Origin of the sequence: Barnesiella sp. An22, assembly GCF_963931395.1 — a bacterium.
Lineage (GTDB): Bacteria > Bacteroidota > Bacteroidia > Bacteroidales > Barnesiellaceae > Barnesiella > Barnesiella merdigallinarum.
Window position 1 is genome coordinate 3,238,784 of the sequence record NZ_OZ007014.1, and the last position, 19,515, is coordinate 3,258,298.

17 protein-coding genes are annotated in these 19,515 nt (G+C 54.7%); 8 read left to right on the forward strand and 9 right to left on the reverse strand.

Translation table 11 applies throughout. The annotated features are described in order from the left end of the window. Positions 1-10: 10 nt before the first annotated feature. Together ABGT88_RS13520 and ABGT88_RS13525 are read right to left on the reverse strand one after the other, a co-directional pair. Positions 11-886, reverse strand: coding sequence for an NAD kinase (locus ABGT88_RS13520; protein ID WP_087409312.1), 876 nt, complete (start codon positions 884-886; stop codon positions 11-13). Positions 887-894: 8 nt separating this feature from the next. Next, positions 895-1,551: a CBS domain-containing protein gene (locus tag ABGT88_RS13525; protein ID WP_087409254.1), complete on the reverse strand. Its 657-nt coding sequence runs from the start codon at positions 1,549-1,551 to the stop codon at positions 895-897. A gap of 154 nt (positions 1,552-1,705) precedes the next feature. Here ABGT88_RS13525 and ABGT88_RS13530 point away from each other — a divergent pair, with 154 nt between their 5' ends. From ABGT88_RS13530 to ABGT88_RS13545, 4 genes are read left to right on the forward strand one after another with little or no spacing between them, the layout of a single operon-like run. Continuing rightward, the gene (locus tag ABGT88_RS13530) at positions 1,706-2,419 is read left to right on the forward strand and encodes a pyridoxine 5'-phosphate synthase (protein ID WP_087409253.1); all 714 of its coding nucleotides are present in this window, start codon (positions 1,706-1,708) and stop codon (positions 2,417-2,419) included. Positions 2,420-2,437: 18 nt separating this feature from the next. Next, entirely contained in the window at positions 2,438-3,139 is a 702-nt protein-coding gene (locus ABGT88_RS13535; RefSeq protein WP_087409252.1) for a MotA/TolQ/ExbB proton channel family protein, read from the forward strand. Between the two features lie 18 nt (positions 3,140-3,157). Next, the gene (locus ABGT88_RS13540; RefSeq protein ID WP_087409251.1) at positions 3,158-3,574 is read left to right on the forward strand and encodes a biopolymer transporter ExbD; all 417 of its coding nucleotides are present in this window, start codon (positions 3,158-3,160) and stop codon (positions 3,572-3,574) included. A 40-nt stretch (positions 3,575-3,614) separates the two neighbouring features. Further along, positions 3,615-4,367 (forward strand): hypothetical protein, encoded by a 753-nt coding sequence (locus ABGT88_RS13545; protein WP_087409250.1) that lies wholly within the window; start codon positions 3,615-3,617, stop codon positions 4,365-4,367. Between the two features lie 68 nt (positions 4,368-4,435). Here ABGT88_RS13545 and ABGT88_RS13550 read toward each other — a convergent pair whose 3' ends face one another. After that, positions 4,436-5,398, reverse strand: a complete 963-nt coding sequence (locus ABGT88_RS13550; protein ID WP_346702641.1) for a PCMD domain-containing protein — start codon at positions 5,396-5,398, stop codon at positions 4,436-4,438. Between the two features lie 359 nt (positions 5,399-5,757). Here ABGT88_RS13550 and ABGT88_RS13555 point away from each other — a divergent pair, with 359 nt between their 5' ends. The 4 genes from ABGT88_RS13555 to ABGT88_RS13570 are packed head-to-tail and all read left to right on the forward strand — an operon-like array spanning position 5,758 to position 9,432. Further along, positions 5,758-6,531, forward strand: a complete 774-nt coding sequence (locus ABGT88_RS13555; RefSeq protein WP_346702643.1) for a DUF1295 domain-containing protein — start codon at positions 5,758-5,760, stop codon at positions 6,529-6,531. 4 nt (positions 6,532-6,535) lie between these two features. Continuing rightward, complete coding sequence (locus ABGT88_RS13560) at positions 6,536-7,786, forward strand: NADH:flavin oxidoreductase (protein ID WP_298662785.1); 1,251 nt, start codon at positions 6,536-6,538, stop codon at positions 7,784-7,786. Then, positions 7,773-8,570 (forward strand): SDR family oxidoreductase, encoded by a 798-nt coding sequence (locus ABGT88_RS13565; protein WP_258326727.1) that lies wholly within the window; start codon positions 7,773-7,775, stop codon positions 8,568-8,570. Before ABGT88_RS13560 ends, ABGT88_RS13565 begins: the two co-directional genes overlap by 14 nt. Further along, entirely contained in the window at positions 8,563-9,432 is an 870-nt protein-coding gene (locus ABGT88_RS13570; RefSeq protein ID WP_087409246.1) for an SDR family NAD(P)-dependent oxidoreductase, read from the forward strand. Before ABGT88_RS13565 ends, ABGT88_RS13570 begins: the two co-directional genes overlap by 8 nt. Positions 9,433-10,008: 576 nt before the next feature. Here ABGT88_RS13570 and ABGT88_RS13575 read toward each other — a convergent pair. The 6 genes from ABGT88_RS13575 to ABGT88_RS13600 form a co-directional block, all read right to left on the reverse strand. Continuing rightward, entirely contained in the window at positions 10,009-11,007 is a 999-nt protein-coding gene (locus ABGT88_RS13575) for a class II fructose-bisphosphate aldolase (protein WP_346702646.1), read from the reverse strand. Positions 11,008-11,169: 162 nt separating this feature from the next. Further along, positions 11,170-12,324, reverse strand: a complete 1,155-nt coding sequence (locus ABGT88_RS13580) for an acyltransferase family protein (RefSeq protein WP_258326731.1) — start codon at positions 12,322-12,324, stop codon at positions 11,170-11,172. Positions 12,325-12,351: 27 nt separating this feature from the next. Further along, a complete protein-coding gene (locus ABGT88_RS13585) occupies positions 12,352-13,971 on the reverse strand; it encodes a beta-N-acetylhexosaminidase (protein ID WP_346702649.1) in 1,620 nt (539 codons plus the stop codon). Positions 13,972-13,984: 13 nt separating this feature from the next. Next, positions 13,985-16,471, reverse strand: coding sequence for a family 20 glycosylhydrolase (locus tag ABGT88_RS13590; RefSeq protein WP_346702651.1), 2,487 nt, complete (start codon positions 16,469-16,471; stop codon positions 13,985-13,987). Between the two features lie 151 nt (positions 16,472-16,622). Beyond that, the gene (locus ABGT88_RS13595; protein WP_087409241.1) at positions 16,623-17,990 is read right to left on the reverse strand and encodes a DUF5016 domain-containing protein; all 1,368 of its coding nucleotides are present in this window, start codon (positions 17,988-17,990) and stop codon (positions 16,623-16,625) included. 33 nt (positions 17,991-18,023) lie between these two features. Continuing rightward, positions 18,024-19,505: a RagB/SusD family nutrient uptake outer membrane protein gene (locus ABGT88_RS13600; RefSeq protein ID WP_087409240.1), complete on the reverse strand. Its 1,482-nt coding sequence runs from the start codon at positions 19,503-19,505 to the stop codon at positions 18,024-18,026. Positions 19,506-19,515 lie beyond the last annotated feature (10 nt).

Sequence of the window (19,515 nt, forward strand, 5' to 3'; positions counted from 1 at the left end):
GCGCAACGACTCACTCGCGCTTGTCGACCCCCCACATCAGCTTGGCCCGCAACGTCTCGGCAAAGCTGTGACCCAGCCGCTTCACCACCCGGATGGGGAAAGGAGCCTTGCGCAGCACCACCTGCGTATCGGTATCGAGCATGATGGAGCGGCCGTCGAGACTCAGCAGATAGCTGTGGTTGCGGCTGTCGACCCGCAGGGTAATGCAGGCGTCGTCGTTCACCACCAATGGCCGCACGGTGAGGCTGTGAGGGGCTACCGGCGAAATAACCCAGTTGGCCGCCTGCGGCATGAGAATGGGGCCGCCCACACTCATCGAGTAGGCCGTAGAGCCTGTGGGGGTAGCCACGATAAGGCCGTCGGCCTGATAGGTATTGAGATAGCTCTCGCCCACCGTCGTATGAATCGAAATCATCGACGAAGTATCCTGCTTGAGCACCGCCACCTCGTTGAGGGCATAGGGCCAAAAGCCTTCGGGCAATCCCGACAGCTCGACCTGCAGCAGCGAGCGCTCCTCGATTTTGTACCGACCGGCCACAATCTCGTTCATGACCCGCTCGGTCTCTTCGGCCGGTACATCGGCCAGAAAACCCAGACGACCGATATTGACCCCCAATACCGGGATACCCCGGTCGCCTATCTTTTCGGCAGCCCGCAAAAAGGTGCCGTCACCCCCGATACTCAAGGCCATGTCGGCCGGGTAGTCGCGGCAACAGTCAATCGGCTCGATACCCCGGCACACGTCGGGAAGCTCGCGCGAAAGAAGTTCGTAAAAATCGCGATGCGCCGCCAACGAAGCCTCGGTGCGCGACAAGACCTGCAACACCCGGTGTACCTGTGCCAGGCGGGCTCCCTGGTAGTTATGGCCAAACAACAATATCTTCATCATCCCTCCTACATTTCCAGATAATACATCAACTCCTTGATACGCTGTTCGATGCGGTCGTCCATAGCACTGTGCAACTGGTAGCAACTCAGCACCCGGTAGTCGAACCGTTCGAGCGAGCGAAGCACCGGCGTGGCATCCTCGCGGTCGATACGCAGGCAAGCCCGCCACATGCCCGACTCCTCGTCGGGACGTATCATCAAATTCATCACCCGACAATCATTGTCCTCGACCAGGCGGGTAAGTTCGGTAGCCGAATAGTCGGCCCGCGGAATCTCCAGCTCGATGATGGCTCCCGGCGACGACGTCTGGCACAACCGGGCCACAGCCACCATAACCGCATGGATGGGGATAGCCCCCACGTAGCGGCGATGCTGATCGACCACGGGGAGCACATCGTCGGTGTATTGGGCAAACTGATTCACCACATCGAGCAGGTGCGTCTCCTCACGCACGGCCGGACGTCGCCAGTTCTCCCGCCCCACGGTCTCTTCGCCGTTCACATCGGCCAACTCCCCGGCCTGAAGAATGCCCACATACTCGCCCGCGTCGACCACCGGCAGGCTCGACCAGGCCGAGCTTTCCAGCGCCGCACGCGCCTCGTTCACCGACATCGTGGCCAGCAAGACGGGTATTTCGGGCAATATCATATCTTTTGCTTTCATTTATTGCGCATATTTCTGTAATTCGTATTATTTTTGCACGAAAGTTATACAAAGATAGCTATTTTTTTCGGTTGATACTGCAGTCCGTTTCTTTTCATTGAAACCGAGCGACAAAGTGCCACACCGGAAAAAGCGATTAGGGTAAAAAGAGAAAATGACCAAGTTAAGTGTTAATGTCAACAAAATAGCTACCTTGCGCAACGCACGAGGCGGCAATATTCCGAATGTATTGAAAGTCACGCTCGATTGCGAATCCTTTGGAGCCGAGGGCATCACCGTGCACCCGCGCCCCGACGAGCGGCACATTCGCTATGCCGACGTGTACGAGCTGAGGCCGGCCGTCAGCACCGAGTTCAATATCGAGGGATATCCCTCCGAAAAATTTCTCGACCTGGTACTCAAGGTGAAGCCCGACCAGGTGACGCTGGTGCCCGATGCCGAGAATGTCATCACCTCGAATGCCGGGTGGGACACGCGGGCACACTTCGACTTCCTCTCCAAGATTATCGACCGCTGCAAGGCGGCCAACATTCGCACCTCGATTTTTGTCGAGCCCGACCTCGAGATGGTCGAGTATGCCGCCAAGACCGGCACCGACCGAATAGAGCTCTACACCGAACCCTATGCCGCGCACTACGCACAAGACCGCGAAGCTGCCGTGGCTCCCTTTGTCAAGGCAGCCGAACATGCCCGCAGCCTGGGGCTGGGCGTGAATGCCGGCCACGACCTCAACCTCGAGAACTTGCGCTTCCTTCACGAACGCATCCCCTTCCTGAGCGAGGTCTCCATAGGCCACTGCCTCATCTGCGACGCCCTCTACCTGGGGTTGAAAGAGACTATCAGACAATACAAAGAGTGCTTGAAATAACCGATTAAACGCTATATCATGAATCTGCTTACGTTGCTTCTGCAAACTACCGACACAATCGTGACGCCTCCCGTACTTACCCCGGTCGAGGCCGCCAACGACTTGAACCTCTGGGACCTTGCCTGCAAGGGAGGAATCATCATGATACCCCTGTTGCTCCTCTCCCTACTCTCGATCTATATCTTCGTCGAGCGACTGCAAGTCATCCGACGTGCCGCCCGTGAAGACAACTCGTTCATGGAACGCATCAAAGACTACATCCACGAAGGGAACATCGACAGTGCCCTGAAGCTCTGCAAGAAGACCAACACCCCCTACTCGCGCCTCATTGCCAAAGGTATCTCGCGACTGGGTCGCCCCATGAACGACGTACTGGTAGCCATCGAAAACGTGGGCAACATCGAGATTGCCAAACTCGAAAAGGGTTTCCCCTGGCTCGCCACCACCGCAGCCGGTGCTCCCATGATCGGATTCCTCGGTACCGTAACCGGTATGGTACGAGCCTTCTACAACATGGCTTCGGCCGGTAACAACGCCGACATCTCCACCCTCTCGGGCGGTATCTACGAGGCTCTGGTCACCACCGTAGCCGGCCTTATCGTGGGCATCATCGCCCTCTTTGCCTACAACTACCTGGTGTCGCGCGTCGACGGCGTGATGAACCAGCTCGAGTCCAAGACAATGGAATTTATGGACCTGCTCAACGAGCCGGCCGAATAACCCGAGGGAGACACGACCATGGCACTGAAACGAAGACACAAGATAGAGGCCACATTCAGCATGGCATCGATGACCGATGTCATCTTTCTGTTGCTCATCTTCTTTATGATTACCTCGACGATTGTCTTTCCCAACTCCATCAAGGTGAACCTGCCGCAAAGCAACCAGCAGGCGGCAGCCAAGCCCCTCACCCGGGTAGTAATCGACGAGCACAACGACTACTACATCGCTTTCGGCAACGAGGCCCCGCAGCCCGTTACCTACGATCAGCTGGTGCAACGGCTCGCCGAAACGCCCCAGCAGGATAGCGAGCGCTACATAGCCCTCTATGCCGACGAGACGGTACCCTATCGCGAGATTGTCAAGATACTCAATGTCGCCAACGACAACCACCTGAAGATGGTACTGGCCACCAAACCGGTGCGTAACCCGTAAACCGAACACCACCTCAAAAACAGAATCGAACACCCCACCCATGGAACCACAGAAAAGAGATAAGATACAAGCCATTGCCGCTACCGTTGCCGTGCATCTGGTAGTGCTGCTCGTCTTGTGGTTTACCCTGCTGGGACCCGAGCCCATGGGGTCGGGCAGCGGCGTGCTGGTACAAGTGGGACTGGTCGACGAAGCCTCGGGCATGTTCGAGTCGAACGCCACCGAGCCGCAGCGGCCACAGGCCGAGCAACCGCGCGAAAACGACGACGAGCTGATAACCCAGACCGACGAGGAGAGCATCCAAATCGAGAAGAAGAAAGAGGAGGATAAAAAGAAAAAGGCCGTTCAGGAAAACAAAAAGGACGACCGCATTGCCAATCAGGTGAAGAACGCCTTTGGCAAAGGTGTGTCGAACGACGGCAGCCGCGGCGACAGCGACAAGGGCAGCGGCACACAGGGCAACCCCTTCGGCAACGCATCGACCGGCGAACTCACCGGCGTGGGCGGCTACGGCGGCTACAACCTGGGCGGCCGCGGGCTGGTTGGCTCCCTGCCCTATCCCCAATACGACAACAGCAACGACGCCGGCACCATAGCCATTTCGATTACAGTCAACCCCCAGGGACAGGTCATCAGCGCCATCGCCACCGTCAAAGGCAGCGAAGGCACCGCCTTCTCCAACCCCAAACTGCGGGCCTCGGCCGAAGCGGCCGCCCGCCGCTCGCGATTCGAACGCAGCAACCGCTCGTCGAACCAGACAGGGGTTATCGTCTATATCTTCAAACAGAACTGACCCGGCACAAAAAAAGGGCCCGAATCCAATCCTTCGAGCCCTCTATCTTTCCATAAATACTTGCTTGCCTAATACCCCAGAGCGATATTGTCGATCCAGAGGGTACTGCCCAAGCCGCCCACATAGGCGGTACCGCAGGTGGCCGAAGCCATCACGAGCATGTGCGTAACCGGCTCGTCGGGCTTGCCCCAACCCACCTCGATTACGGGCACCATCTTGCCCTTGCTGTTGCGGCAGTAGTACGAACTCTCTTCGGGAATAAGCCCCATGTACGATTTGTAGAAGGGCTTGCCGGTGATGTCGCCATAGTGAATGGTAAGGCTATGGCCGTTCACCCAACCGGCAGTACTCTTGCCGTAGCGCTCACGCCCGGTACCTACCCGGTGAGCGTACACATTGCCGTCGGCATCTTCCCAACGGTGCTGCAACAGAATATAGACCTCGCCATTGTCGCGACCGGGCAACTGCTTGCGCGAGCTGAAACCGGTCGACTGGGTACGGAAGTTGTCGGGCGAAGCCTGATACTTGTAATCGAAAATCAATCGGGTGGGTCGCTTGGTAAAGGGGATACCCATCTCCATCTTGCTGTACGGACTGTTGGTCGAGCGGATAGGCTCGTCGACCTCGCCCAGGAAGATACTGCCGCTCACCAGCACGTGCAGATTCATCATGCCCAGCACGCAGCAATCCTCAATCACGGTCTCCATGCGGGCACAGGTGCCTCCCCCCTCGCGTTTCTCGGGGCGGACGGTATTACTGGTCTTCACCACCCCCATCACGTTGGCCATTACATTCGACGAAGCCCAGGGCGAACCGCCCATGTTCCGATAGGCTTTGTTTCCCTTGATGTGTTGGGTAGGAGCTATGGCATAGACTGTCTTGGTCTTGCCTCCCAACAGGGCCGACTCTTTGATTTCGCGGGTTACCCAATGTTCAAAATCGGCAAAAGGCAGCGGCTCTACACGCTGGGCATAGGCACTGCTCACCGACAACAGGCTGCACAGAGCCATCCACAGTGTTGTTTTTTGCATCTTCTTCATATCCATTTTCACAAATTCAGATGGTGCAAAATTAAACGCTCCGTCGATTTATTCGGGGCAATTATCTATTTTTAAATATTTATCCACCCGTTTCGAATGCAAAACCCTCTCTCTCCGCTTATAATAAGCGGGGAAATGTTTCTTTATGTAAAAATACAGAGCTTTTAAGAAAAGTATTTAAATGCAAACGTATCTCCCCGATTTTCACTATCTTTGTTACTCAAAGACAAGATGGGGGTTCGACATGGTCAAATGTTGAAAACTTGGTTTTCCAGTTGTCTCTGCCCTTACCTTTTACTATCTTTGTCTATTGATAAACATATAATAATCAATTCATTTTTCAACCGCCCATGGAAACCGCCACATTCAATATCTTTCTGATCGTGATGGCCGTCACGGCTCTCATCGTGTTCATCGCCCTCCACTTCGTAAGTGCCGGCTACGGCATGCTCTTCGACCGCAAGTGGGGAATCTCCCTCTCCAACCGCATCGGGTGGGTGGTGATGGAGGCACCGGTATTCGTCGCCATGCTCGTGTTGTGGCTGCTGGCTCCGGCCGAATACCGCTACGACCCGGTGCGCATCGTCTTTCTGGTGCTGTTCGAGTTGCACTATTTCCAACGCTCGTTCATCTTCCCCTTCCTCATCAAGGGCAACAGCCGCATGCCGCTCAGCATCGTGAGCATGGGCATCGTCTTCAACCTGCTCAACGCCTTCATGCAAGGCGGCTGGATTTTCTACATCTCGCCGCTCGACTACTATACCCCGGCCTGGTTCACCTCGCCTCAGTTTATCATCGGTGTCATCGCCTTTGCGGCCGGCATGTTCATCAACATCCAGTCCGACTCCATCATACGCCATCTGCGCAAGCCGGGCGACCGCAAGCACTACATACCGCGGGGCGGCATGTTCCGCTGGGTATCGTCGGCCAACTACTTCGGCGAGTTTCTCGAGTGGGTAGGCTTCGCCATCTTCACCTGGTCGTGGGCCGGTGCCGTCTTTGCCTGGTGGACCTTTGCCAACCTGGCTCCCCGTTCGGCATCGCTCTACAAACGCTACGCCCAGGAGTTCGGCGAAGAATTTACCCGCGAAAAACGTAAAAAGATAATCCCTTTCATCTATTGAAATCATGAACAACGATACTGCTCCCAAAGAGTCCATACTCTTTACACCGGCCTCGATAGGGCCCGTCACCCTGCGCAACCGCACCATACGGTCGGCCGCCTTCGAAGGGATGTGCGACAACAACGCCCCTACCCAAAAACTGTATGACTACCACCGCAGCGTGGCTGCCGGCGGCATAGGTATGACCACGCTCGCCTACGCCTCGGTTACCCGCAACGGGCTCTCGTTCAAACACCAGTTGTGGATGCGCCCCGAAATCGTGAAACCGTTGCGCCGCATCACCGACGCCATTCATGCCGAGGGAGCCAAAGCCTCCATCCAGCTGGGACACTGCGGCAACATGTCGCACCGCAGCACGGCCGGGCAGATACCCATCTCGGCCTCGACCGGATTCAACCTCTACTCGCCCACCTTCGTACGAGGCATGCACAAGGACGAAATCGAGGCGATGGCCCGTGCCTTCGGCGAGGCGGTCAACAACGCCCGCGATGCCGGATTCGATGCCGTAGAGATTCACGCCGGACACGGCTACCTCATCAGCCAGTTCCTCTCGCCCTATACCAACCACCGTCGCGACGAGTACGGCGGTTCGCTCGACAACCGCATGCGCTTCATGCGCATGTGCATGGAGCAGGTGATGAAGGCGGCCGGTAACGACATGGCTGTCATCGTCAAGACCAACATGCGCGACGGATTCAAAGGAGGCATCGAAATCGACGAAGGCATCCTCATCGCCCGCGAGCTCGAGCAACTGGGGGCCCATGCCCTGGTATTGAGCGGCGGTTTCGTGAGCAAGGCCCCCATGTATGTGATGCGGGGCGAGATGCCCATCACCACCCTCACCTACTACATGAAGACGTGGTGGCTCAAATACGGCGTGAAGCTGGCCGGACGGTTCATGATTCCGACCGTTCCCTTCCGCGAAGCCTACTTCCTCGACGATGCCCTCAAGTTCCGCGAAGCGCTCAGGCTCCCCCTCATCTACGTGGGCGGTCTAGTATCGCGACCCACCATCGACAAGGTGCTCGACCACGGATTCGAGTTTGTGCAGATGGGACGTGCCCTCATCAACGAACCCGACTTTGTCAACCGCATGAAAAACGAAGAGGAGGTGCGCTGCGGATGCGACCACACCAACTACTGCATAGCCCGCATGTACTCCATCGAGATGGCCTGTCACAAACACCTCGAAGGGCAGCTGCCCCCCTGCATCGTCAAAGAGATAGAAAGGATACACCGCCATGATGCGAAATAGAGATCTTGCACCGGGCACGGCCCTCGTGACCGGCGCCAGCTCGGGCATCGGCCTCGAGTTTGCCCGGCAACTGGCAGCCTGGGGAGCCGCCCTCGTGATGGTGAGCATCGACCGCGACGACCTCGAGCGCGAAGCGGCCCGCATTGCCAACGACTATCGGGTGCCGGTCGAGACCCTCTGCATGGACCTGGCCCGCCCCGAAGCAGCCAACGAACTCTATCGCTATTGCTGGGAGAAGGAGCTGACCATCGACATTCTCATCAACAACGCCGGCATCTTCTCCTTCCGCGAGGTTGCCCGCACCGACCCGGCCAAAATCGAGACCATGCTGCAGCTGCACATCGGCACCGTCACCCGGCTGTCGCGACTGTTTGCCGCCGACATGTGCGCCCGTCGCCGCGGCTATCTGCTCAACATGTCGTCGCTCTCGTGCTGGACACCCTATCCCGGCATCGCCCTCTACACGGCTACCAAAGCCTACATACGGGTATTCACCCGGGCCCTGGCCTGCGAACTGCACGACTATGGCGTGCATGCCACCGTCGTATGTCCCGGCGGAGTAGCCACCGGGCTGTACGGCCTGCCGCCCCGGCTGTTGAAACTGGGGGTACGGCTCGGGGTACTCATGACTCCCGAACGCCTCGTGCGAAAAGCTCTCAACGCCCTCTTCCGAGGGAAAAAACAACTCATCCCGGGCCTGTTCAACCGCCTGCTCATCCCGCTGGCGGCCGTCATGCCCACCCGGGTACGTCTCATAGTCAAACACCGCATGCTCGATGAATAAAGAGTATTACATCATCACCGGAGCCAACGGCAGCATAGGGCAGGCTCTCACCGAGGCCATCGCTGCACAAGGGCAGCCCGTAATCATGGCCTGCCGCAATCTGGCCAAATCGCAACCCGTGCAACAGCGCATCATCGAAAAGACGGGCAATACCGACATCACCCTGCTGCCGCTCGACCTCGCCTCGTTTGCCTCGATTATCAGTTTTGCCGAACACCTGTCGCAAGAGTCCATCTCGATACAGGCGCTACTCAACAATGCCGGCGTCATGAACCAGCATTACAGCCAAACGGCCGACGGCTTCGAGTCGACCATCGGGGTCAACTACATAGGCACCGTACTGCTCACCCGCATGCTGCTCCCCCTCATGCACCCCGGCAGCCGCATCGTCACCACCACCTCGCTCACCCGCTACATCGGCAAAATCGACGATACCTTCTTCGGGGCACCGCCGCACAAGTACAAACGGTTCGAGGCATACAGCAAGTCGAAACTCGCCCTCACCCTCTATACCGCACGCCTGGCCCAGGAGCTTCGCCCGCGGGGCATCTGGGTCAATGCCGCCGACCCGGGCGTAGTCGACACCGACATGATCACCATGCACTCGTGGGTCGACCCGCTGGCCAACCGGTTCTTCCGCCCCTTCATCAGCACCCCGCAAGAGGGAGCGTCAGGAGCCCTCTATGCCGCCACCGCCCCCGAAGCCTATGGCGTCACCGGCGAAATATTCAAAAAGCGGAAACACACCCCCATTCCTCCCCGGGTCGTTCATCTGCCCAAGGCCCTGTGGCTATACGAGGAGACCGGGAAAAGAATCACCGAAGTCCTCGCCAAGCAGCCTACAAGCGCTCCCAAAATATAAAATTACAAAACACTTGTATTTTCTTATTAACGCAGACAAGCGATTATACCGATTCCATCGGGCCGATAACGCCCGCGATAAGGGAGTGACAATTATTTAGATACACCTCTCCCGGTTGGGGTGAATCCTCCGTAAAAGGCCGTCCCGACGAGGAAAGAAAAAATTTTTATTCATGCACAGAATCCAAATATAATTTTGTTTTATCATTTGAAAATACTACCTTTGTCTCGGATTCAAAATCGCGATACTCCCTTTCAATAAAAGGAAAGAGCGAAAAAAGATGCGAAATATTTTTTACTGAATATCTATACAGTTCTGCCGGAAAAAACAACGATGTGAATCGTTATACTATCAGTCCCCTTTTTTTATGATATCGAGATTCCGGCAGAACTTTTTTTTTAAATCCTCACACACTCCCCGACCCAAGCAATCTCTCATTCTTGCCCAACGGACGAGACATGTGCCGGTGTCATCAGACCTACCGCAACTCTGTCCTCTTGCCCCTAAGTGAAAAAAAAACCGCCGATCTCCCTGACGGAAATCGGCGGCCTTTATAAAGCCTATTCGAACTATCGATTAGAGTTTGCCGGCGCTACCCAATACATTCTCGATTTTGTGAATGTAGAGTTTCTTCATGTTTTCACGAGCCGGACCCAGGTATTTACGAGGATCGAACTCGGCAGGATTCGTAGCGAATACCTTGCGGATAGCAGCGGTCATGGCCAAACGGCTATCGGAGTCGATGTTGATTTTGCAAACGGCCGATTTGGCAGCTTTACGCAGCTCCTCTTCGGGGATACCGATAGCAGCTTCGAGTTTGCCTCCGTATTTGTTGATGGTGTCGACCTCTTCTTGGGGAACCGACGAAGAGCCGTGCAGTACGATGGGGAAGCCCGGGAGTTTCTCCATAACGGCGTCGAGAACGTCGAATGCCAAGGGAGGAGGTACCAGACGACCCGTAGCGGGGTCTACGTGGCATTGCTCGGGTTTGAACTTGTAGGCACCGTGCGAAGTACCGATCGAGATAGCCAGCGAGTCGCAACCCGTGCGGTGTGCGAAGTCGATAACCTCTTCGGGGTTGGTGTAGGTGTGGTGTTCGGCCGAAACCTCATCCTCAACACCGGCGAGAACGCCCAGCTCACCTTCAACGGTTACATCGAACTGGTGTGCATAGTCAACTACTTTTTTCGTGAGGGCTACATTCTCTTCGTAAGGCAGGTGAGAACCGTCGATCATCACCGAAGAGAAACCTGTGTCGATACACGATTTGCACAATTCGAACGAATCGCCGTGGTCGAGGTGCAACACGATTTGAGGATGTTCGCAACCCAACTCTTTGGCGTATTCTACGGCGCCTTGTGCCATATAACGGAGCAACGTCTGGTTGGCATAATTACGAGCGCCTTTCGATACTTGCAGAATCACAGGCGATTTCGTTTCTACGGCTGCTTGGATAATTGCCTGCATCTGTTCCATGTTGTTGAAGTTGAAAGCAGGGATAGCATATCCGCCTTTGATAGCCTTGGCAAACATCTCTCTGGTGTTTACCAATCCTAATTCTTTGTAGCTTACCATCTTATTATAAATTATTGGTTAGTAAATTCTACCGCAAAGATAAACATTTTTAGCGACTACCTCTATCTACAAACTTAAAAAACATATACACGGCTCACTTTTTTATTAAAATTTAGCCGCTATTTTAATACAACTACCCAAAGGATACTCGACTTCCAGGTGTTACACCTTGATAAATATCTCTTTTTTCAGCAGCACACAGGCCAGTAATCCGTTGAAAGCCACATACACCAGTGCATAGATGAGCGACGCCAACTGAGGCACGACGGCCCACCCGGCTATCCACATGTACACCTGATCCTTAACCGACAAGCCGCCGCAGGGAATCGTCTCCAGCACAATGGCCAGGAAACTGGCAAAGACATAGATAAACAACGGATTGCACCCGAATGCCCGGAACGGATAGGTCCAGCGTTGCATCTTGCGCACATCGATAATCCACATCAGCAAGATGAGGGTGAGCATGGCAAAACCACAGGTAACCAGTACATACGACGGGCTCCACACCTTTTTGTTGATCGGGCAACCATACCCCAGCAAGAACCCGACGATGAGCAGTGCGGCACACGCCACGGCCAGGTCGGCCATCTTCTCGTTCAAGGATTTCGAGCTCAACAAAAGACGTCCGCAAAAGAATCCTATCAACACATGCGCAATACCCGGCAACGTGCTGACAAGCCCCTCGGGGTCGAACCTGATGCGCCCCCCGTCGGGCAGCCACTCGAGATACATGTGACTCTCGCCTACCAATGTACGGTCGACGACGGCTATCACATTGGCCGTAGACAATTCAAATCCATGCCCCCAGGCCAAGACCAGCCCATAGAGCAGCAAAATACCGGCTACGACACAGCCCAGCACCCGCCTGTTACGCACCGTAACCACCAGCAGGGAAGCAAAAAAGTAAGAGAGTGCCAGGCGTTGCAATACGCCCCAGACGCGCACCTGCTCGAAGGGGAAAAGTATCTGGCTCCACGACATCGTTCCCTCGGGCGACATCCATCGCGACAGCACGAGCGAAACCCACGAAAGAGCTACACCCAGAAGGAACAGAATGGCCGTACGCTTAACCAGCTTGACCACAAACTCCCGAGTAGGCCGGTAATCGAATTTCCGGAACGAAAAGCACATGGAGACACCCATTACAAACATAAAAAACGGGAACACCAGGTCGGTGGGCGTAAGCCCGTTCCACTCGGCATGTTTCAGCGGGGCATAGATATGCCCCCAATCGCCGGGGTTATTGACCAGAATCATACCGGCCACCGTGATACCCCGTAACACATCTAACGACATTAACCGTTCGGTTTTCATCATCTCTCTTTTTTTAACGGGTCATTCATTCTATTTGATAAAGCCGGGAGTTCTGTAATGCAATCCGTTTCGGGTGAGCCATTGCAAGTGCCACGGCAAGTTTTTCGTGAACCGGCTCCAATCGCGCTTGCTTCCCCAAGCCACTTCGCTGAATGCCTGACATGCCGGGAAGACGTGTTGTCCGAACTTGCGCTCGTTGGGTATCATTTCGGTCCACACACAAGCCTGGAAACCCTGGACCTGCGACTGTACAATGCCGGGGAACTGAGGCTCGAAGGTAAACTCGTAGAGCGACTTCAACGACTCGTCAGAGGAGTTCCCGCTCAAATAGAAACGGCCCCACTCCATAAATATCAGCGGATGTCCGCTCTGGGTAATATCGGCCGGCTGCTGCGACTCCCAGTCGCGCCAGTAGGTATAGAGCAAGTCCAGCGGCCTGTTCTTGTAAAAGGCGTCGTCCCAAGCCATCACCTTGCGCCCCTTGCTCTTGACATAATCCGACATCTGTTCTACAAAATAGTTCTGCAACTCGGTCTCATTCATCAGCCCCTTGTCGCGAATCATCTGCTGGCAATAAGGGCAACTCTTCCAGTTATCTTTCTCCACCTCGTCGGCTCCGATGTGGATATATTCGCTCGGGAATACACTCAGCACCTCGTCCAGAATATTCTTCAAAAATTCATAGGTCTCGGGCTTCCCTACACAGATGGGATATGAAAATTCGGTCCCCCAGCCGGCCTCGTTGGTACAGGAGAGACTGGGAAACGCCCGAATAGCCGCCGAGAAATGGCCCGGCATATCGATTTCGGGAATAATCTCGATACCGCGCTCCGAAGCGTATGCGACCAACTGCGACAGCTCCTCCTGGGTATAATAGCCCCCATATTCGCTGTTGTTGCGAATGAAGCGGGTGTCGATTACAAACGAGGCGTCGGTCTGGGCCAGCTCCTGACAACGCTTGTCGTACTCGTCGAACTCGCGCCAGGCGCCTATTGTCATCAGTTCGGGGTATCGCTTAATCTCCATGCGCCAACCCTGGTCGTCGGTCAAGTGCATCTGCAACTTGTTGATTTTGTAGAACGAAAGCATATCGATTACCTTCTTCAGATAGTCGATGGTAAAAGCATGACGAGCTACGTCGATATGGAATCCCCGCCAACTCTTTTCGGGTTTATCGGATAACGTGAGCAATGGTACCACACGCCCGCCACCTTCATAAGCCGAACTCTGGAGCAAGATTTGACGCAGGGTCTGGACACCCCACAACAGTCCTCGTGACGACGCATACTCGAGGGTAATGCCGTCGAGCGTTGTCTTTATCTTATACTCCTCGTCTTGTAGCGAAGCATTGGCCACAAGCCGAATAAAGGCCTGGCCGCCAGACTGCCGAACCAATTCGCCCCCCAACGAAGTTACGGTCGACTCCAACAAGGCATAGGGCCCGCCGGTCAACTCGTCGCTTACCGATACCGACGAAGGCACAACCATACCACCCCCGTCGTAGATGACCGATTGCGGTTGCGGAATAAACGCTATCGAAGCAGCGTTTACCGGCCGGGAGAGATCATTTTGCGACTCGGAACATGAAGAGGCCACGGAGCCCCAACTCAGTACACTAATCACACACAAACACACTATGTATCTTTTCATAACCTTTTCTTTTTTATTTATCCGACTTCGTATCGGTCGGGAACAAAACAGTTGTTACACTCTCTTTTCCTAAATAGTACAGCCGAGCCTTGACCACACAGCCCGCAGGATAGACTACCGGGCCCCGCCACACGGTCGATTGAGTGCCGGGCTCGCTGCCGTCGGTAGTATAGCGAATCACGGCCGACGACAACGGACTGTTGGCGTAGAGACGGCCGTCGATTACACACAACCCTACGTGAGGCAACCGCACATTTACCCCGGAATGAATCAGGTAGGGATATTCCTGCATATCCAACTGCCGGTAGAAACGAGACACATCTTGGCAGAAGGCTTGCTGCTCGACCTCGCCCCGTAAGCTCTCCCAACGCGGATGCGCATTCCACCCGCGCTCTACCAGACCGAGAATCTTGGGGAAGATATAGTACTCGGCCCATTGAGGTCCACGCACCGTCTCGGAGAACAACTGAGCCTGCACACCCACGATTTTCGACAGACTGTCCAACCGGGTTTTCCCCTCGTCGGCCCGGTCCAAATCGACCGGATTGTCGTGCAGGTCGCATCGAGCCGAACGGTATATCGAGAAAGGCAACATCGAGAACGACTTCACCTCGTCGACATACCCGGCCCAGGAGTGTCCCCGCTCTTCGTAGTGAGAGCTATAAGCCAGGTCCATATAGAAATTGTTTACGTTGCACAGCACTACGGGATACCCCTTATTGGCTATCCGATAGGGAATCTCGTCGCCACCCCATTCGGGCACCGTGTTCCAGCAATAGATGTTGCTGGCCACCTGTTTCAACCGACTGTCGGTCGTCGCCCGGTTGTGCAGGGCAGCCTCTTGCCAGGCCGCCAGCTTCACGCCTTGCGCCTCTACCAGGCCGGCCATGCGGCTGTAAAAATATTCAAACAGGTCGTGAGGGCCCTCCATCCGATTGTCGCGCATGAGTTTGGCACAAGCTGCCGAACCCAACCAGGCCCCCTCGGGAACTTCGTCGCCACCCAGGTGTATCGTATGCAACGCTACACCAGCCTCGGCATACATGGCCGCGATTTCGGTCACCACCTTCTCCATAAAGGCATAGGTCGACGGCAAAGCCACGTTGATAACATTGTCGGTATAAGACTGGGCCGACACGTATTTCGACGTATCGCCCGGCTCGCTCAACAGGTATTCTCGAGCTTTCGCTTCGTCGGTACCGGCATACTTGCGATAACGGGCTTTCATAGCCACAATAGCTGCACGAGCATGGCCCGGAGCCTCGACTTCGGGGACTACCGTCACATGCCGGCGTGCTGCATAACGCAACAAGTCGACAAACTCGTCGCGAGTATAATAGCCGTTACCCGTACCCTCCGTAACCGAATAGGAGCCGTCGTAACCCGGGTATAGGCAGGTCGACTCGTCGGTCGTATGACCCCGATGGCCACCGACCGCAGTCAGCTCTTCCAAACCGGGAATCTCGATACGCCAACCTTCATCGTCGGTCAAATGCAGATGCAGCACATCGATCTTGTAAGACGACAGAATATCGATCCAGCGTTTCACATCGGCAGCCGGAATAAAGTTGCGCGACACATCGAGCATGAAGCCGCGATAGGACAAATCGGGATAATCGATAATCGTTTGCCGGTCGAGAGTATGGCTATTTCCCCTCAGCAAGGCCAGGAGAGTCTGTATACCGTTGAATACGCCGTGCGGCGTATCCCCCACGACAGCAATCTGGCGATCGTCTATGTCCAGCCTATACTGTTCGGGGTTGCATGTATGGCCAGCGGCTGCCAGGTCAAGCTCGATGTGCATCGAAGCACCCTCGGTGACAGCTATTCCATACTCCTGCTCCAGCTTCTCTTGCAACAGACGTGCCTCATCGACCAACTCTTGATTATACAGCAGTGATACCTCGGCAGGGACCGATACCCGGCCCCCCTTCGCAACCGCCTGCTTGACCGATGGCAACACGGCCGGAGCCGTCGAATCAAACGGGCAGGCATAACTGGCATTGCGACGATAAATAGCCTCAGCCGAGAGATCGCCCATACGTTCCCGATCGGAGAACGGAACGATTGCCAACTCGACCGGGAGCGGAGTATCCTGCCCCTTTGCTACCCAGTAGCATCCCTCGGGTTGCCGCGACAGGTTGACAGCCCGGCTATCGGCATAATAGACGACCACCAGCGAATCGTGCGGCGGGATATTCCGATACCGGTCGGTCGGAGCCATTTTATAATAGTTGGCATTCACGGCCGTAATACAAACCGGTGATGTCGAATCGTTGGCGACACGTACCGGCAACTGGGAATAAAAGATTTCCCAATCGCCCGCCAGTTCCCGGTCGGTCTTATTTCTGACAACAAACCGATGACGATACATCTGGGTCGAAGCATCGTATACCCCGTTTTCCCAGACCAGTGCAACCGGAGCCTCGCCCTTGTGAGAAGTAGTGCACGAACACCACAGCGAAACGGTTGCGACCGAATATAAAATCCATTTTTTCATAATCATAAGCATTTGATGAACCTTTTACCCGCCCGGCAGAGCAGGAGCTAAACAGAGAGATAGAGACGAATGCACCGGGAAAGGATACATTCGTCTCGTCTCTCCTCATCTAAAATTTACCTATTCAGCACGTAATATTTTCGAGCCGATCTCAATCGGACAATCGCTCTACATTCATCTTTTCGTTACCAACTCCGCCCGAGGTATCGAAGGTCAGGCGGTAATAGCCCGGCACAAAGTCGGCCGTGTTGGTAAAGCCGTTGGACATCGAGACGGCAAATCCCGTGGCATCGCCCGTAATAGAGCCCTCTTTCAGCTCCATACCCAGCGTTTTGTTCCACAACCGGTCGCTGTAAATCTCGATTTCGAACGACTCCCATTCGTGGGTATTGCTCAGATAGAGAGTCGTTTGGTAGGTATTATCGGCAATCTTGACCACATAGCCCAGACGCGACACATCCTCGGTATCCCAACCGCCCGTATTGTAGTCGTCGTTCCAAACCGGAGCCGATGTAAAGCCATGACCTACCAGCCAGTAGGCTACAGGAGCCTCATCGTCGAGACGCATTACCCACATGTAGTTATACTTGCTCGAGTAGTATACCTCCCACTTGCCGCTCTCGCGCAAGAAGGTGAGTTTGCCGGTCTCGGCATTGTACTCGAAGAAGTCGCGGTTGTAGGCATTGGCGAGATCCTCAAAGCCGGTTACTTCGACCTCGGCACCCTGAGTAAACTGGATAGCCGCCCGATAATAGCCCGCACTGGCTTCGAGCTCTACGCCGTCGATTGTAAACACCTGATACTCACCGATAGCGCCCACCTTGAAAGTCATGACATCGAAAGTAATCTGTTCGATTTCCCAGCCTTGATAGTCAAAGGTGAAGCCTACCCCCGTCGCACTCGACAACTCGGCATAGTTGGCCGTTTCGGAGTAGCCCCATATCAGCTCCGAATCTTCGAGCGACTCACTCGTCGATACTTTGCCGGTAAACTGGGTGATGTAGCTGCCCGTCTCCGTAGCATACAAATAGGGATTATCGGCCTGACGTTTCATGGGAATCACCTGCTCCTCGATGTGCAGATACATGGTTTCGGGCAATTCGGGACGCCGAATCTTGAGATCGAAGTTCCGGGAAACTTCGCTACCCTCTACGTTGATAGCCGTGAGGGTAAGCCGGGCCTCCTTGTTGTCTTCCAGACCGGCGGTAAAGGGGATAAAGATTCCATGATTCTGAATCGATGCCGACATGCCCTTGGTACGTATCGACTCGGTAAAAATCGACTCTTCGCCCGAAGTCAGCGAAACCTCGAGGGTCGAAAGCGGGGTCTGCTCATCCTTAATATCGACCGAGAAATAGAGAGTATCGTTGGCCATGACATATTCGGTAGACGACAGGTCGACCTCCGACATCTCGGGGCAGGAATAGGGATAGACCACACGGCCCGTGCCATCTTCGCATGCTGTCAGGAGGACAGATGCACAGCACAAGAATGTAAATATATGATTGCTAAATTTCATAATCGTACTATTATCAAAACATTAAACAATAGGTTAATACCCTTCATTTTGCGTAAGGTTGTTGTTCTTGTCGATTTCCTCCTGCGGCACAGGCCACTTCTCTCTGAACGATTGCAGGTCGCTGAAGATATACTGACCTTTCTCGTCCTTATGCTTGCGCATGACATCGAGCATACGGTCGTTTCTCAACAAGTCGTACCACCGCTGAGCCTCCATATAGAGCTCGAGCTGGCGCTCGTTCTCCACAGCCAGACGGGCATCGGCCTGCGACATGTTTACATCCAATGACGAGGGGCCGAAACCGGCACGCTCGCGAATGCGATTGACGATGACAATAGCGTCGGAAACCTGGTTCAGCTCGACCAAAGCCTCGGCCTTCATCAACAGAATATCGGCCAGACGCATCAGGATAATATCGGAGTTCTTCTCGCGAATCTTGTAGGAGAAGGGATAGTTGTCGGCCGGGAAATAGGTGTCGTACGGAGCCTCTTTCCACAGAATGCTCGAGGTGTAGCGTACATCCTTCTCGGTGTCGAACTTGGCCAGCAGGTCGTGCGTAGGGGTACAGTAGCGACGCCAGGTTACCGAGCCGTCGTCCTCCTTCAACAGACACCAGTAGGCCCAGTTGGGCGAATCGGCGGTATAGTAAACCTCGAAGATACTCTCGGTAGTAAACTTGTTGTCGGGGTTCCACAAGTCGTCAAAGTTGCTTACCAGTTGATACCCCTCGGCGATAGTCTTGTCGGCATACTCCACTACCTTGTTGTAGTCGCGGCTCTCTTTGGGACCCATGGTAGCCCACACCTTCGACAACAAACCATAGGCAGCACCTTTGGTGGCCTGGAATGCACCCACGCTCTTGCTGTCGAGATACTGTATGGTACCCTCTTCGTCGAGGTCTTCCAATATCTGTTTATATACCTCATCTTCGGTACTGCGTGCCGGATACATCACCGGGTACCAGGTGTCGAGGTTATCGGCCGTAATGGTGGGTATCAACTGCAGGACCATAGGCAATCCGCCCCACAGGCGCACCATATCGAAGTAGGCCCAGGCTCGGATAAACTTGGCTTCGGCCATCACCTTGTTTTTCTCGGCTTCGGTAGCCGACTCGGGAGTCATTAGCTTCACGTTCTCGATTACATTCGTAGCAGAACCGGCCATGGCCAGATATTGCGACCATACCAGCGAAACCTTGTAGTTGGTAGCCGTGATTTTGAGCAGGTCTTCTTCTATATCGTACACACCGTCGCTACCGGCATAGCAGTTGTCGGACTGAATGTCGTTGATCGTATAGTTCTCGAGCTGATAAATGTCGTTCTTGAAACTGTTGTAAGCGCCCTGCAACTCGGCTTGCGCATCTGAAATGGAGAGATACTCCGATACCAGCGCCCCGGCCTCGCTACCCTCCTGGGTAAAGTCGGACTGAGGTCTTTCGTCCAGAAAATCGTTACATGCACTGAATCCCAACCAGGGCAATGTAAAGCATATCGTTCTTATTATTAACTTTTTCATTTTCGTTCAT